This window comes from Flavobacterium sp. MR2016-29, from assembly GCF_015350695.1.
Lineage (GTDB): Bacteria > Bacteroidota > Bacteroidia > Flavobacteriales > Flavobacteriaceae > Flavobacterium.
Genome location: NZ_JADKPU010000002.1, coordinates 278,622 through 295,337, shown reverse-complemented (window position 1 = coordinate 295,337; position 16,716 = coordinate 278,622). Strand labels below are relative to the sequence as shown.

Here is a 16,716-nt window from a genome sequence, read left to right as displayed (position 1 = left end):
AAATTAACAAAAACAAGCACATCATAACTATTGATGCTCCGTTAGAAATAGTATATTTACACCTTGATTTTTCATGACATGGCTATTCATAGATTGGATTTAGACGAATTTGACGAGATTGATTATTATTTAATGGCAATTCATACTTCACTAGAAGATTATAGACTGGCCTATTTTATCAATAAAATTCTTCCTATAAACTTAAGTAAGAGCAAAAACGAGATCCATGCTCAAACTAAGGAAGGAGAGGCAAATTTTTCAAGATTCTATTATTATGATTCCGAAAAAGCAGTTTCATGGAATTTGATTCAGAATAAAAATGAGATCATTTCAGTGAGTACAAATGATTTTCAGAATTTGTTTTCTAATGAAACAAGTGAGGTTTCAACAACAATTCATTTACTTCCTGAATTCAAAAAAGTAGATTTTTTCCTGAAAATAGAAAATAGCGAAGAGGCTTTAGATTTTTCAGAAATCCAAAAACAATTAAAGACTATAGAAAGTATTGCGGCTATATATGCTGTAGATACTGATAAAATAAAATCAAAAAACAATCTAATTTTTTAAAAGAAATGATAAAAACAAACAAAAAAACCAAAATTGTTGCTACACTTGGGCCTGCATGTAGTACGAGAGAGATTATCAAAGATATGATCGAGGCAGGGGTTAACGTGTTTAGAATCAATTTTTCGCATGCTGATTACGAAGGAGTAAAAGATAAAATTAGTATTATTAGAGGCCTTAACGAAGAGTTTGGTTACACAACTGCGATCCTGGGTGATTTGCAGGGACCAAAACTTAGAGTTGGGGTAATGGAAGAAGGAACAGTAGTAAATGATGGTGATGTTATTACTTTTACAACTGCTGAAGATATTATTGGAACAGCTCAAAAAGTGTTCATGAAATATCAAAACTTTCCAAATGATGTTAATCCAGGTGAGCGTATTTTGCTTGACGATGGTAAATTAATCTTTGAAATCCTTACAACTGATAAAAAGACAGAAGTTACTGCGGTAGTTATTCAAGGTGGAGAATTAAAATCTAAAAAAGGAGTTAATCTTCCAAACACTAAAATTTCTTTGCCAGCTTTAACTGAAAAAGATATTGCAGATGCTATTTTTGCTATTGAGCAAAAAGTAGACTGGATCGCTCTTTCATTCGTGAAAACACCACGCGATTTACAAGATCTTCAAGAATTAATCGCGAAGCATTCAGAATATAAAATTCCGATTGTTGCTAAAATTGAAATGCCAGAAGCTCTTGAGAACATGGATAAAATTGTAGCATATTGCGACGCTTTAATGGTTGCTCGTGGAGATTTAGGAGTTGAACTTCCTGCACACGAAGTACCATTGGTTCAAAAAGATTTGATCCGCAGAGCAAAAACAGCTAGAATTCCGGTTATCGTTGCTACTCAAATGATGGAAACAATGATTACAAGTTTAACTCCAACAAGAGCAGAAGTTAATGACGTTGCTAACTCAGTAATGGATGGAGCAGATGCAGTAATGTTGTCTGGAGAAACTGCTACAGGAAATTATCCAGTTCAAGTTATTCAAAAAATGACACAAATTTGCGAAGCTGTTGAAGATTCACCACTTATTCAAGTACCGCAAAATACACCTCAAATCAAAACAAAACGTTTTGTTACTAAAACGGTTTGTCACCAAGCGGCTTTATTGGCAAATGAAATCAAAGCTAAAGCAATTTGTACTTTAACAAACAGCGGTTATACAGCTTTTCAAATTTCAGCTTGGAGACCGGCAGCACATATTTTAGTATTTACATCAAACAGAAGAATCTTGACACAATTAAATTTATTATGGGGAGTAAGATCATACTTCTATGATAAAGATGAAAGTACAGATGATACTGTAACTGATGTTAATGAAATTGCAGTTCAAAAAGGATATGCTGTTAAAGGAGATTACTTAATTAACCTTGCAGCTATGCCAATTAAAGATAAAGGAATGGTTAATACCATGAGAGTTTCTGAAATAGAATAATTCTTTTAGAGATATTTTAAAAGCCATTCGATATGCGTCGAATGGCTTTTTTTTTTGGACTTATTTTAAAAAATATAGTCATTTAAGTACCTTTTTAAATCATTAAATTCCTTTATAATTTAAGGTAAAAGATAAATTTCTTCTTCAAAAATAGTATTCACGACAGTCAAAAAATAAACTTTTAGCAAAATAAAGAACTGCTTTTTACAAAATTGGTTAAAAAAACCACATTTTAGTTTAAGAGTTTTTCTGCGCTTTATATTTTTTGCCATTCAGGTAAAAATATCTAAATCCCTAATTAAATGATTTTTAAGTGTTGCATTTTATAAAATGCAACATCATGGAGCAAAATAAAACATTTTTGATGTTTCATTTTATAAAATGAAACAATGTCAAGCCTTATAAATGCAGTTGTTAGATTTTTTATTAACTAATTTTGAGAGACTTAAAAAAATGTTAAGAATTTTCCTGTTTCAAAAATACTCAACTTATACAGTAAAATTTGAAACATCAGTTTTCCTATTCGATTTTATAAATGCCATTTATACAAAGAATTATTAACAAATTTTATTACCATGAAACAAAGTAGACTTACAAGTGGATTAAAAAATGCGATATTACTTTTTGCATTAGTGTGCTTCACAGGTTTTCAAATGGAAGCTCAAAATACAAAGAAACCCAATATTTTGATAATTTGGGGTGATGACATTGGAACTACAAATGTTAGTGCCTACAGTGATGGATTAATGGGATATATGACTCCTAATATTGATCGCGTAGGTAATGAAGGAATACGGTTTTTAGATTATTATGCAGAACAAAGCTGTACAGCAGGTCGTGCCGCTTTAATAACAGGACAGCATGGTATACGTACCGGATTGACTAAAGTTGGTTTCCCAGGAGCACCAATGGGAATGAGTCAATTAGACCCAACAATTGCAGGCGTACTTAAGCAGTTAGGATATGCTACAGGACAATTTGGAAAAAACCACTTAGGAGATCGTAACGAGAGTCTTCCAACTGTTAATGGTTTTGATGAATTCTTTGGAAATCTGTATCACTTAAATGCAGAAGAAGAACCAGAATTACCAGATTATCCTAAAGATCCAGCATATTTAAAACAATATGGACCTAGAGGTGTACTAAAATGTACCGCCACAAATGTTGATGATCCGACAATTACGGATCCACGTTTTGGAAAAATTGGGAAGCAAAAAATTGAAGATACCGGAGCTCTTACTAAAAAGAGAATGGAAACTATAGACGATGAAACTGTTGCCGCCGCTATTGATTTTATTAAAAGACAAAATGCTGCTGGAAAACCTTTCTTCGTTTGGTGGAATGGTACACGTATGCACTTGCGTACACACGTACGAGCAGAACATCGTGGAAGATTCACACACGGAGACAGTGAATATATGGATGGTATGATCGAGCATGATTTAACTGTTGGAGAACTTTTAAAAGTTTTAGATGATTTAGGAATTGCAGACAATACATTAGTAGTGTATTCTACAGATAACGGTCCTCATATGAATACATGGCCTGATGGTGGTTATACTTCTTTCCGTTCTGAAAAAAACACCAACTGGGAAGGCGCATTTAGAGTTCCTTGTATGGTACGTTGGCCAGGCGTTATCAAGCCAGGTCAGGTAACTACTGAAATGATGAGTCACAATGATTGGTTTCCAACTTTAGTGTCTATAGCAGGAGAACCTGATATTGTAAATAAAATGTTGAAAGGTTATAAAGCCAATGGAAACACATACAAAGTACATTTAGACGGATATGATCAATCTGCATTTTTAGAGGGAAAAACACCAACAAGTGCAAGGGACCGTTTCTTTTATTCTGATGATGATGGGTTACTTGTAGGCATGCGCTTAGGAGATTATAAATATGTTTTTGCAGAGCAGCGTATGCAGGGAACTATGGGATTGTGGGCAGAACCTTTTACAAAACTGCGTTTGCAAAAAATATTTAATTTATATCTTGATCCTTATGAAAGAGCAGACTTTACTTCTAATACCTATTGGGATTGGATAATTAACCATATAGGTAGTGTATATGGAATGAATGTAGAAGTAATGAAATTTGCATCAACTTTTAAAGAATATCCTCCTCGCTCAATACCGCCAAGTTTTTCTCCTGTAACTATTATGGAAGAAACTCTTGATCAAATTAAATTGGAAAAAGCAATAAATCAGTCAGCTTCAAAGAAAAAATAGATATCAAAATAGAGCTTGAGTTCCTATAGTTCAAGCTCTATTATTTAAAAAAATCAACATCATGTATAGAAAAATATATATAGTGTCCCTATTTTTATTTTTACTTACTTCATGTAAAAAGTCTGATAATGCTGTAACCGTAAACCCAAAAGACAGTACAGCAGTTGTTGCAAATAGTGATGATCCGCTGCCAAGCTGGAACGACGGAACATTAAAAAGTGATATTCTTTCTTATGTAAAAAAAGTAACTACAAAAGGAAGTGCTGATTTTATTCCGATCGAAAACAGAATTGCCACTTTTGATAATGACGGAACATTATGGGCTGAAAAACCATATGTCCAGGAACTATTTGCTTTTTACAGAGTAAAAAAAATGGTAGAAGCAAATCCGGATTTGGCTAAAAAACAGCCTTTTAAAGCAGTTGTTGAAAAAGATAAAGCATTTTTTGAAAAAGGCGGAGACAAAGCACTAATTGAACTTGTTGCAGCAACTCATACCGGCATGACCGAAGACCAGTTTGAAGCTTCTGCCAAAGAGTTTTTTGCTGGAGCGAAATATCCAGGCAAAAACGTTTCTCTGAAACAAATAAGGTATCAGCCACAATTAGAACTGCTGCATTACCTGCGTGCAAACGGATTTAAAACTTTTATTGTTACTGGCGGAACTATTGAATTGGTTCGTGCAATAGCTGCAGATTTCTACGGAATTCCAAAAGAGCAAGTGGTAGGAACTTCCTTCAAATACAAATTTGATGATGTTGCAAATACCATAAAAAGAGAGCCTGCTTTAGATCAATTTAATGATAAAGAAGGAAAACCTATAGGCATTCAATTGCATATTGGTCAACGACCTGTTTTTGCCTGTGGCAACGAAGGCGGAGCAGGCGACCTTGCAATGCTTAGATATTCTCAAGGAAGTAAATATCCTTCTTTTCAATTAATTGTAAATCATAATGATTCTATAAGAGAATACAATTACCAAGAAAAAGACAACCTGTCATTAAATACTGCTGCAAAATACAAATATCATGTAATCAGTATTAAGGATGATTGGAAAAAAGTTTTTGCAGATAAATAATTTGAATTTAGTTAGAAATCAAAATGAAACGACTTTTTACATTTAGTTGTTTCGTTTTGGTTTTAAATGATTAAGAATCTTTAAATGAATTATTATGAAAGGCATAAGATCTCATATTTTCAAAAAATTGTTATGCACCACCATTTTTCTTTTGCCATATTTTGCCACTTTTGCCCAGGATGAACCAAAAGGCGGAGCAAGTGCTCAAGAATTGGCAGATAAATTAGCAAATCCCGTTGCAAGTTTAATTAGTGTTCCATTACAAAACAATCTTAGTTATGGTATTGGACCATTTAACGGATCAAAATATACGATAAATATACAGCCCGTAATTCCTTTTAAATTAAGTGATAATCTTAATTTAATTACACGTTATATTCTTCCGGTTGTAGACCAAAGAGATATTACAGGAGAAAATACGCATCAATTTGGATTAAGTGACGCGACTGTAACGGCATTTTTTGCACCCAAAACAAAAGGACTTATTTTCGGGTTCGGACCTGCATTTTTGATTCCGACAGCTACAGATGATTTTTTAGGGACAGAAAAATTTGGAGTTGGACCCAGTATGTTAGTTATGCATCAGGGTAAAGGACTTTCTGTTGGTTTTATAGCCAATCAAATTTGGTCAGTTGCGGGCAATGAAGACCGTGCCGATTTTAATAGTTTTTATACACAAATCTTTCTTTCGCACAGTTACAAAAGTGGGGCGAGTTTAGGCGTAAATGCCGAAATTACTCAAAACTGGGAAGCCAATACAACCTTAATTTCCTTAAATCCATCCATTGGAGCCGTTACCAAATTAGGAGATCAAGTCGTTCAGTTTGCTGTTATGCCCCTGATACCAATTGTTGGACCTCATGAAATTAAACCCGATTGGGGATTAAGAGCTGTAGTCGCTTTTGTATTTCCAGGCTCTTAAAAGTTTTCCTGACATTTATTATCGAATAAGAGTCATTGTATTATCCAGTTAATCCAAATACAAAAACTATGAAAAATAATTTTCTCATTATTTTGGCATCCTGGTGCTTGATTGTAATAAGCGGATGTGAAAAAAAAACTATCATAAATGAAAAATCTCCATCAGATACTACAACAGTTGTAGCGTCTGAGTTTGGAACTTCAATAAAGATGGATGGTGAATTGCCTTCAAAAGAATCAATTCCGGCATTATTTGATGAAATGGATTTTCAACAGGCAACGCAATGTTATTTATGGGGGCTTCCGATTGTGGCTTTCGCCGAATGGCAGCAGATTCATTACAAAACATTTAATGCAACCAGTAATGACCTTGTTTTTTATAATACTTACAATGACCGTTTAGGAATTCTAACAGGAAATGCTACAACGCCTTATATCATGTCATTTATTGATCTTGCTGCAAACGGACCAACGGTTATTGAAATGCCAGCTGGACATACTGCAGGCGGTCTTGGCGATTTCTGGCAACGTGAGCAGGCAGTAATTGGAGAAATGGGGCCCGATAAAGGAAAAGGAGGAAAATATATTTTAGTGCCGCCAACAATGAAAGATTTCAAGCCAGCAGGATATTTTATAGTTCCTTGTACAACAGTAAATATGTTTTTCGGATTTAGAGCACTAGATCCAGATCCAAAAGCAACTGAAACATTGGTAAAACAAGTAAAAATTTATCCTTATGATAAACGAGCGAATCCAACGCCGACAAAAGTAGTAAGTCCGCCGGCAGGGAAAAAATGGTACGGAATTCAGCCAACAGGAATCGCCTATTGGGAACGTCTTCATTCCATTTTACAAAATGAACCTGTAGAAGAACGTGATCGGTTTTTTATGGCTTGGCTTAGAAATCTCGGAATCGAAAAAGGAAAACCTTTTACGCCAGACGAACGTCAGAAGAAAATTTTAATTGCCGCTGCTGCGAAAGGACAACAAATGGCCATGGCAAATTCTTTCAACAAAAGATTCGCAGCTGTAAAACACTGGCCAGATAAAAAATGGGATTATGTAATGATTATTAAAGACCCGTCGCAACATGCCGATAATTACGATGAATTCTTCGAAAGAACTTCTTATTTCTATGAAGCCGTTACGTATTCAAAAGCGATGATTACCAAAATTCCAAATGTGGGTCAGGCGTATTTAGGCTCGTATTATGACAGTGAAGGAAACTGGTTAGACGGCGGTAAAAATTACACGCTGAAAGTTCCTGCAAATCCGCCGGCAGTTAATTTCTGGTCGATTACGGTTTACGATACAGCAACGCGCTGTTTGATTGATAATCCGCAAAAGAATGCCGATTTATCTTCTCGCAAGGATCTGATAAAAAATGCAGATGGCTCTGTTGATTTGTATTTTGGGCCAAAAGCTCCGGCAGGAAAAGAGAAAAACTGGGTGCAGACTTTACCCGGAAAACACTGGTTTACTTATATGCGTTTTTATGGACCAACTTCGGCTTATTTTGATAAAAGCTGGAAAATGGATGATATTAAAGAAGTGAAATAAATAGTAACCGACAAATCAATTAAAATGAAAAAGCAAATAACTTTATTTCTCTCGATCCTGATATTGATAGTTGTTTCGTGTAAAAAAGATAAAAAAGACGAAACTGTTGTCAATTCAGATGCGTCTATTTCAGTTGATTCTGCCAGAGCAATTGCAAAAGAAGCCTGGATTTATGGTTTCCCTATATTTTACAATTACAAAACGGTATATTCTTATGCTTTAGACAAAAACAATCCAAATGGTGCGAAGAACTTTAATACTTTTAAAAATTATTCTAACAGTTTTACGGCATCAGATACTACCATCGTAACGCCGAATAATGATACACCATATTCCTGGGCAATACTGAACCTTTCAGATGAGCCTATCGTACTAGAAGTTCCTGAAATTACAAACAAGCGATATTATGTTATGCAGCTTATAGATGCGTACACCTATAATTTTGCCTATGTAGGTTCAAGAGCAACAGGAAATAAAGCGGGTAAATATCTTATTGCAGGGCCTAAATGGAAAGGAGAAACGCCTAAAGGCATCGATAAAGTTTTTACTTCTGAGACTAATTTAGTAACGATTTTGGGACGTACCGAAATGGATAATGTGGGTGAAACAAACGTTATCAAAAAAATTCAAAGCGGTTATCGCTTAATTCCGTTGCAAGAGTATACCAAAACCACGGCTCCGGAAGCAGTAAAATATGCTATGCCTTTGCCAGAGTGGAAAGAAGCCGACTATAAATCACTTGAATTTATCAATGTTCTTAATTCTTTACTGCAATACACCGTTACTGATAAAAGTGAAAAAGAACTTTTGGCACGTTTTGCCAAAATCGGAATTGTTCCGGGCGTTCCTTTCGATAAATCTAAATTCTCTCCCGAGATTCTTAAAGCCATTGGAGAAGGTATTGCAGAGGGAGGAAAAGTTTTAGAAGAAAGTATTAGTAAAACTACAAGTTCTCTTAATCTTTTTGGTAGCCGTGCTGATTTAAAAAACAACTATGTTTCACGAGCTACTGCCGCTGCAATGGGAATATATGGCAATACAAAAGAAGAAGCAGTTTATGTGGGCTCCATGAATGATAAAGATGGAAAACCATTAGACGGTGCCAATAAGTATGTCCTTCATTTCAAGAAAGAACAATTACCGGCTGTAGATTATTTTTGGAGTATAACGATGTACAATTTGCCACAACGTAATTTGGTAAAAAATCCAATTAACAGATATTCTATAGGCGACCGTACAAAAGGAATTAAATATGAAGCAAATGGAGATTTAATTATCTATCTGCAAGCGGATTCGCCAGGAAAAGACAAAGAAAATAATTGGCTGCCATCGCCTCAAAAAGGAGGTTATAACATTATTGTCAGGCTTTATGGACCAGCCAAAAATGTTACAAGCGGAGAGTGGAAAATACCATTACCAGAAAAAACAAATTAGGTGTAAACATGTAAGCTTTACAGACAAAGTGATCAGGAGTAAAACGGGTATTATGGCTGAAAAATTAGAAAATATCGAAAATCTATTTGATCCAGCAGCATCAAAAGCGACACGTTTTGAAAAAGGCGTGGCTATCAGAAAAATTACGCCTCGTTCGTCGCAGCAAGAATGGAATCCATCAGAAAATCGAGAAGACCCTGTCGAAATTTTGATAAAAACAAGTATAGGAAGGATGGAAAGTTTATTGCCAATTCGCTACAGCCGCATGATGGAATCGCCTTTTTCATTTTTTAGAGGAGCTGCAGCAATTATGGCTGCTGATTTGAGACACACACCTAATACCGGAATAAATTTACAGCTTTGCGGCGATTGTCATTTAATGAACTTTGGAGGATTTGCAACACCAGAGCGCAAATTGGTTTTTGATATAAATGATTTTGACGAGACATTTCCCGGCCCATGGGAATGGGATGTAAAAAGACTTGCAGCAAGTTTTGCCATTGCCGGAAAATGGAGAAAATTTTCTAATAAAACCTGTAAAGAATTTGCATGGAATGTTGCCGACAGTTATAAAAGGCATATGCTGGATTACAGTAAATTATCGGCACTTCAAATTTGGTATGCTGATATTGATTTAGCGGAACTTATTGAAAGAGGAGAAGATGAAGAACTTAAGGAATTTCAGCAAAAGCGAATAAAAAAAGCAGCAGAATATACAGCTCATGAAAAAGAGTTTGCAAAAATGACGTATCAAGATGGTTCTCGAGCTCGGATAAAAGATGATCCGCCCTTAATTTTTCATCCTTCAGGAGAAGAAGGAAAGCGAATTTTAAAAGAAGCCGAAATCGTTCATAAACGCTATATACAAACTTTATCTGATGAAAAAAAAGTGCTTTTAAGTAGGTACAGTTTGCATGACTTGGCAATAAAAGTGGTAGGCGTAGGAAGTGTAGGAACACTTTGCGGGATCAGTTTATTGATGTCGGCTACGGGAGAACCTATTTTTTTACAATTTAAAGAAGCTAGAAAAAGTGTTTTAGAAGAAAATGTAAATGCAAAAAGCAAATACACCCATCAGGGCGAACGAATCGTAATGGGGCAAAAGCTGATGCAGTCTGCTTCAGATATGTTTTTAGGATGGACAAATGATGATCACAATAAGTTTTTCTATATAAGGCAGCTTCGAGATGCTAAAGTAAAACCTATTCTCGAAATCATGAAAGCAAGAAATATGGTTGATTATGCTAAAGCCTGCGGTTGGGCACTGGCGCGAGCACATGCCCGTACAGGAGATCCCTCAGAATTATCAGGATATATTGGTAACAGTAACGAATTTGCCAATGCCATTTCTAGATTTTCTATGGCTTACGCCGATCAAAATGAAGCCGATTATAATAAAATGTTAGAAGCTATAAAAGAAGGAAGATTGCCAGTTTCTGCTGAAATCTAACTTTTGCATTAATTAAAAAAGGTAAGTATGAGTAAAAAGTTTTTATTTTTAATAGGCTTGTTGATTATAACAATCACAGCTAAAGGGCAAACGCAACGTATTGATTCTACTGCTGTTTTTATATTAAACAGAACTACTGAATCATTGCAGTATATAAAATCATGCAGCTTCAAATCGACATTGACTTATGATGTTTTTAATGAAAGCCTGGGTTTAATCAAGCATTCTGTAAATGAAAAAGTATCGATTAAATTTCCAGATAAAATGAAAATCATTTCGTCAGGTGATAAAGGAAATCGAAGCTTGTGGTACAATGGCAAAACATTGAGTTATTACTCTTTTGATAATAATACGTATGCCGATACGCCAGCACCCAAATCAGTTATTGAAACCATTGATGAAACCAGCAAGAAATTTGGAATCGAGTTTCCTGCTGCTGATTTTTTCTATGAATCGTTTCTAGATGATCTGAGATCAGAACAAGGAAATTTGATCTATTTAGGAAAAACAATCATCGATGACAAAGAGTGTTATCATATTGCAGGAACAGATAAAAACAAAAGTTTTCAATTCTGGATTTCGAATGATGATTTTTTTCTGCCTCTAAAAATGGTGATAATTTATACTAGCGATAAAGATAAGCCACAGTACGAAGCTGTTTATAAAGATTGGATTATAAATCCCGATTTTCCTGAGTATATGTTTGAATTTATAGCACCTCCAAAAGCTTCAAAGGTGAAAATTTTACCGAGAGAGATAAAAAAATAATCATAATAAATTCTACAATCATGAAATTAGATCTATTAAAACATATAAAATCCTTGATTCTTGCTGGAGTATTTGTAATAATGCTATTACCAGAATCTGCAAATGCACAGCGTTTCGGGCATTTTACTCCACATGCCGTAATGCCAAGGCCAATGCCATTTCATCCGCCGGAGCCAAGACCGATTCCTCCGGGACCTCGACCTATTCCACCAGGGCCAAGACCTATTCCACCCGCACCAAGACCAATACCGCCACATCCATATCCTAGGCCATTGCCTCCACCGCCGTTTCACCCGTATCCGGTGCCATATCCCTATATTTATCATCCGTTTGTTCCGTATTATTGGGGACCAACTTGGTATCCAATCGGGTTCTTTGCGGCGACATTAACGACGGCTGCAATTGTAATTACAATAGAGAATAATCAGTATAACTATGATGAAGGAGTTTATTATGTAAAAGATTCTGGCGGATACAAAGTGGTTCCGGCGCCAATTGGAGCGACAATTTCAGAACTGCCAAAAGGCTATGTCACGATCAATGTCTCGGGAAAAGACTATTATTATTATGGAGGAACTTATTATACTAAAGACTCCAGTAAATATAAAGTGATAAATGCACCTGTAGGCGCTGTCGTTACGCATCTTCCCGAAGGTTCTGAAGAGAAAACAATAGACGGGCAAAAATATATGATTTACAATAATGTTTATTACCAGCCCATATCAAAAGATGGGCAAGACAGTTATGTTGTTGTTCAAGGAAAATAAAACAAAAACTGTGAGCTTGTTTCTATTATAAGTTATGTCTAATTATGTCTAGCAAAATAAGTAAGAATTTTACGATTGTGCTATGTTAATTAAAGAAAATAATATATCTTTGAGATTATGTTAATGTATTGTATTATAACACTTTGTGTAAAAATTACACTTGTTTAATACGATTTTACGCTCATTTTAAGATTTTTTGAATTTTAATAATTTCAAGTTAAACAAAATTTAATTGCTAATTTAAAAAATTACAAAATGAATATTAAAAGAAAGAATCTTCGAATAATAATCCCAATACTTTTTTTGGGTTTAATTTACAGCTGTTCACCAACAGTAAGTGTTACTACAGATTATGATCATGCTGCCAATTTTGGCGAATATAAAACATTTGCGGTTTATGATTTAAGAGCACAGGAAGGACAGGTAAATCAGCTAAATGTTGATCGGGTTACAAAGGCAATTCGCGCAGAGATGATAGCCAAAGGATTTACAGAAACCAGCAGTAACCCAGATTTAAAAGTAAATGCTGTTTCTATCCTAAAAAACAAAACACAAGTTACAGCCGACAGCAATTTCTATGGTTACGGCGGTATGTATCGTCCGTACGGATATTGGGGAGGAGGCGCCATGATGGGTGGCGGTTCTACCACATTTAATACCTACGATTATGTTGACGGATCACTGGTAATTGATATTGTATCAACCAAAACACAAAAACTGGTTTGGCAAGGCATCGGAAATGCTCAAATTGACAGTAAACCAGATAATCCAGAAGAATTTATTGCTGGTGCTATCAAAAAAATATTAGCAGGTTTTCCTCCAGGAGCAGCAAAAAAATAGCTTAAGGCTTGTTCTATAAAAGTTATGCTTATCTGTAGCAGGATAAGTATAACTTAAGCAAAGTACGCATCACTTTCTTAGTTATTCTTTTTAATAAGATAAAGATATTCCATAACCTAAGCTTAAATATATGCTCGATATAGTACTTTCACTTTTCTTTTTTATAGCTACATTGGTTGGCTTTGCAACATCGTTTATGGTCTTGTTTTCGAAAAAAAATTATTCAAAAAGTTTTTTCTTAGGCCTATTCCTGTTCAGTCTAGCAGTTGTAAGTATCTATAATTTTTATTTATCGGCCAATATTTTTAAGCACTTCCCTGATCTTTTTATGATCACAAAATCCTTTATCTTTTTAGTAGCTCCTTCTGCTTTTTTATATGTGAGAAGTGTTTTATTTTCAGATCGAATATTTAAAAAACACGACTGGCTTCATTTTTTGCCTTTCCTTTTATATTTCAGCTTAACGGTTTTTGTCTGGATAGGAAATGTTATTGACCTTCATATTGCAGAACACCTTTCGGCTAAAATAAAAAGTCCTTTCTCGATGCTGAGTTTAACGATTTGGCTTATGTACGCATTTTGTCAGACAATGATGATTTTGAGTTATGATTTAAAAAAATTCAAAGAAAATCATTTTAATCGTATCAAAGTTTTAAGCTGGATCAGGCTATATAATTTAATGATATTATTTTTGTTCTCTACACTTTTTGTTCATTATTTCTTGACTAATAAGATCGACAGTATCGATTTCTCCTGTTACATTCTTATTTCATCTGTACTTGTTTTTACTGTTGGATGGCTCTATTTTAAGCCACAGATTTTTTATGATCCGAATGAAGAAAATGAGATAGAAGATAGTGCTGAAAATTTTGATTTGAAAGAAAATCATCTGATTCTGATAAAATCATCTGCAAATAAAAACGTCTTGCCCTTGATAAAGGAATTAACAGATGAAAAAAAACAAATATATCTGGACAAATTAGAAAGCATTTTTGCCTCAGAAGAGCTCTTTTTAAAGAAAGATTTAGTAATTCGAGATATTTCAGATGCTACAGGAATCTCAGTACATCATATTTCTAATTTAATTAATTCAGAGTTCAACCTGCACTTTCAGGATTATGTGAATTTAAAGAGAATTGAATATTTCAAAGAAAAAATAAACGACCCAGAATGGAAAGATCTATCTCTTGAAGGCATGGCCTGGGGTTCTGGTTTTAAATCGAGAACAACATGTTTTAGAGCTTTTATAAAACATACCGGGAAATCGCCTTCAGAATACTTCAAGGTTATTCGAATAAATCCTGATAAAACAAATACTTTTTATTTAAAACAATCTTCAAACTGAGAAACAATGTTTGCAGAGATTGGTTGTCAAGGCTCATTAATTTTTAATACGAATGCAATGAAAACGAAATTAAATCAACAGCGACAAGCAATAAATTCAGTTTTTTTACTCTTCATATTGGTTTGTTTTTCCGCCAATGCGCAGCTAAAAGGCGGTCATATTCTTGGCGCCATGGGACTGCAGTCCGGAACGCAAACCCCAGCAAATACACTTAGTGTTTATATTCCAGGATATTTTTATACAGCCTCGTCTTTAAGAGATGCCAACGGAGACAAAGCAATTGTAAATCCAGATTTAACCATGACGATTACAGGCGCGGGTGCATCGTATGTAAGTGATTTTAAAATTTTAGGAGCTAATTACGGAGCGACTATTTTGCTTGCTTTTGCCGCCAATACAATTCAAGGAAATAATACAAATGTAAATAACTCTTTAGCTTTTACAGATATGTATGTACAGCCGCTTCAACTGGGCTGGCATCATAAAAGGGCTGATTTTGTCTTTAGTTATCAAATGTATTTGCCAACCGGAAAATTTGAAGCTGGAGCTTCAGACAACAGCGGTCTGGGCATGTTTATGAATGAATTTTCAGCAGGAACAACTTTGTTTTTTAACGATAAAAAAACGTTTCATTTTTCAGCTTTAGCATCTTACGAAATAAATGGAAAAAAGAAAGATACTGATATAAAAACCGGAGATATTTTAAGTGTTGAAGGCGGTTTGGGAAAAACATTTTATATGATGAATGCTGAAAAAACGGCTCCAACCGGAATATTAAATGCAGGTTTAATTTACTATCTGCAATACAAAGTAACCAGCGATAAAATTCCACTGCCGATTGTTGGTGTTGTAGAAGGTGAAAAAGACAGAGTTGGCGGTATTGGTGCTGAGATCAATTATTTTCATATTGGCTGTAAAACTTCTGCTGGATTACGCTGGATAGGCGAGGTCGATGCTATAAACAGATTTCAAGGAAATACCTTCTTTCTTACTTTGGCCCATGTATTCAGCTTTAAAAAAGAATAATGCTCTAACAGAATTTAGAGAATAAGAGGAATTCTAAAGCGAGTAAAATGAGAAATAAATAGTCAGATTCTACTACTATGAAAAAAACAAAATCCTTTCAGAAAATCATTCTCGCAAATCTCTTTTTTATTTTATCATTTTCAATGGTAGGACAAAAATATAAAATCAGTGTTAGAGATTCTCTTGATCATGCTATCGATTTAAGCGATTATATTATTTATGCACACGGTTTTATAGTCGTGCCAACTGTCATAACAGAGCCTGCTTTAGGCGGAATTGGCGGTGCAATTGTGCCAGTTTTTCTTAAAAAACACGCGCCAGTTATTGATGAAAACGGCAAAAAACGATTTATAAATCCAGATATCACGGGTGGAATCGGAATGTATACCGGAAATAAAAGCTGGATGGTAGGCGGTTTTCGTTCAGGAAGTCTTATAAAATCCAGAATATTATATCGTGTTATGGCCGGTTATGGCGATATGAATTTATCTTTTTATGCCAACAATTTGCCAAACCAAAAGGATCAGGAATTTAAGCTCAATTTTAAATCTACTGTTTTTTATACACAATGGCTAAAACAATTCAGGAATGCAAAATGGAGTGCTGGTCCTCAATACCTCTTCTTGAATTCTAATATCAAATTGCCCGACATAAACCTCCCACCGCCTTTTGTACAGCCAAAAGATGTCAATAGTTTGGTAAGCCAATTAGGAGGTGCGATTCAGTTTGACGGTCGGGATAATATTTTTACACCTGATAAAGGAGTCAGAATTCAGTCTGATTTCTTTTGGTCAGATAATGCAATTGGAAGTGATTATGATGCTTGGCGATTGAATTTTTCTGCCATTGGTTATACGCCGATAACCGAAAAATTAATTCTCGGACTTCGGTTTGAAGGTGAACAGGCTTTTGGAAATCCACCGTTTTATTTATTGCCAGGAATTAATTTAAGAGGAATTCCGATGGGAAGATATCAAGGAAAAACAAGTTTAGTGGCTGAAGCCGAATTCCGATGGGATTTTTACAAGCGATGGAGTATAATGGGCTACGCTGGTGGTGCAAACGCTTTTGATGACTGGGATCAAGCCTTTGATAAACCTTTAGAATACAGTTACGGAACCGGTTTCAGGTATTTATTAGCGCGAAAATTCAAACTAAGAATGGGAGTTGATGTTGCAAAAGGACCGGAAGATTGGGCGTATTATATTGTTTTTGGAAGTAATTGGCTGAGATAAATGTTTAATTAAAAATTCAAATTCGCGATAATTGCTACCGGAATTTGAATTGATGTTG

The 16,716-nt window shown here is 34.9% G+C and carries 14 protein-coding genes; all 14 read left to right on the top strand.

Features of this window, described 5'->3' with window-relative positions:
* Positions 1 to 78: 78 nt before the first annotated feature.
* The 14 genes from IR010_RS07180 to IR010_RS07115 all read left to right on the top strand — a co-directional run bounded on the left by IR010_RS07180 (position 79) and on the right by IR010_RS07115 (position 16,658).
* Positions 79 to 567 carry an IPExxxVDY family protein gene (locus tag IR010_RS07180; protein WP_029271478.1) on the top strand — a complete coding sequence of 163 codons (489 nt, stop codon included), beginning with the start codon at positions 79 to 81 and terminating at the stop codon, positions 565 to 567.
* An 8-nt stretch (positions 568 to 575) separates the two neighbouring features.
* Entirely contained in the window at positions 576 to 2,006 is a 1,431-nt protein-coding gene (gene pyk / locus IR010_RS07175; RefSeq protein ID WP_194568287.1) for a pyruvate kinase, read from the top strand.
* A 575-nt stretch (positions 2,007 to 2,581) separates the two neighbouring features.
* Positions 2,582 to 4,234 (top strand): arylsulfatase, encoded by a 1,653-nt coding sequence (locus IR010_RS07170; RefSeq protein WP_029271480.1) that lies wholly within the window; start codon positions 2,582 to 2,584, stop codon positions 4,232 to 4,234.
* 61 nt (positions 4,235 to 4,295) lie between these two features.
* Positions 4,296 to 5,312, top strand: coding sequence for an HAD family hydrolase (locus IR010_RS07165; protein ID WP_194602785.1), 1,017 nt, complete (start codon positions 4,296 to 4,298; stop codon positions 5,310 to 5,312).
* Between the two features lie 94 nt (positions 5,313 to 5,406).
* The gene (locus tag IR010_RS07160; protein WP_228515119.1) at positions 5,407 to 6,234 is read left to right on the top strand and encodes a hypothetical protein; all 828 of its coding nucleotides are present in this window, start codon (positions 5,407 to 5,409) and stop codon (positions 6,232 to 6,234) included.
* 68 nt (positions 6,235 to 6,302) lie between these two features.
* Complete coding sequence (locus tag IR010_RS07155; protein WP_228515118.1) at positions 6,303 to 7,793, top strand: DUF1254 domain-containing protein; 1,491 nt, start codon at positions 6,303 to 6,305, stop codon at positions 7,791 to 7,793.
* A 24-nt stretch (positions 7,794 to 7,817) separates the two neighbouring features.
* Positions 7,818 to 9,227 (top strand): DUF1254 domain-containing protein, encoded by a 1,410-nt coding sequence (locus IR010_RS07150; RefSeq protein WP_194602782.1) that lies wholly within the window; start codon positions 7,818 to 7,820, stop codon positions 9,225 to 9,227.
* Between the two features lie 52 nt (positions 9,228 to 9,279).
* Entirely contained in the window at positions 9,280 to 10,677 is a 1,398-nt protein-coding gene (locus IR010_RS07145; RefSeq protein ID WP_194602779.1) for a DUF2252 domain-containing protein, read from the top strand.
* 27 nt (positions 10,678 to 10,704) lie between these two features.
* Entirely contained in the window at positions 10,705 to 11,445 is a 741-nt protein-coding gene (locus tag IR010_RS07140; RefSeq protein WP_029271486.1) for a DUF2092 domain-containing protein, read from the top strand.
* Positions 11,446 to 11,465: 20 nt separating this feature from the next.
* The gene (locus IR010_RS07135) at positions 11,466 to 12,212 is read left to right on the top strand and encodes a DUF6515 family protein (protein WP_157495016.1); all 747 of its coding nucleotides are present in this window, start codon (positions 11,466 to 11,468) and stop codon (positions 12,210 to 12,212) included.
* A gap of 255 nt (positions 12,213 to 12,467) precedes the next feature.
* Entirely contained in the window at positions 12,468 to 13,052 is a 585-nt protein-coding gene (locus IR010_RS07130) for a DUF4136 domain-containing protein (protein ID WP_029271488.1), read from the top strand.
* A gap of 328 nt (positions 13,053 to 13,380) precedes the next feature.
* The gene (locus IR010_RS07125) at positions 13,381 to 14,397 is read left to right on the top strand and encodes a helix-turn-helix domain-containing protein (protein ID WP_228515117.1); all 1,017 of its coding nucleotides are present in this window, start codon (positions 13,381 to 13,383) and stop codon (positions 14,395 to 14,397) included.
* Between the two features lie 57 nt (positions 14,398 to 14,454).
* On the top strand, positions 14,455 to 15,423 hold the full coding sequence (locus tag IR010_RS07120; protein ID WP_194567745.1) for a transporter: 969 nt from the start codon (positions 14,455 to 14,457) through the stop codon (positions 15,421 to 15,423).
* A 77-nt stretch (positions 15,424 to 15,500) separates the two neighbouring features.
* Positions 15,501 to 16,658 (top strand): BamA/TamA family outer membrane protein, encoded by a 1,158-nt coding sequence (locus IR010_RS07115; RefSeq protein ID WP_194567747.1) that lies wholly within the window; start codon positions 15,501 to 15,503, stop codon positions 16,656 to 16,658.
* The last annotated feature ends 58 nt before the right edge of the window (positions 16,659 to 16,716 follow it).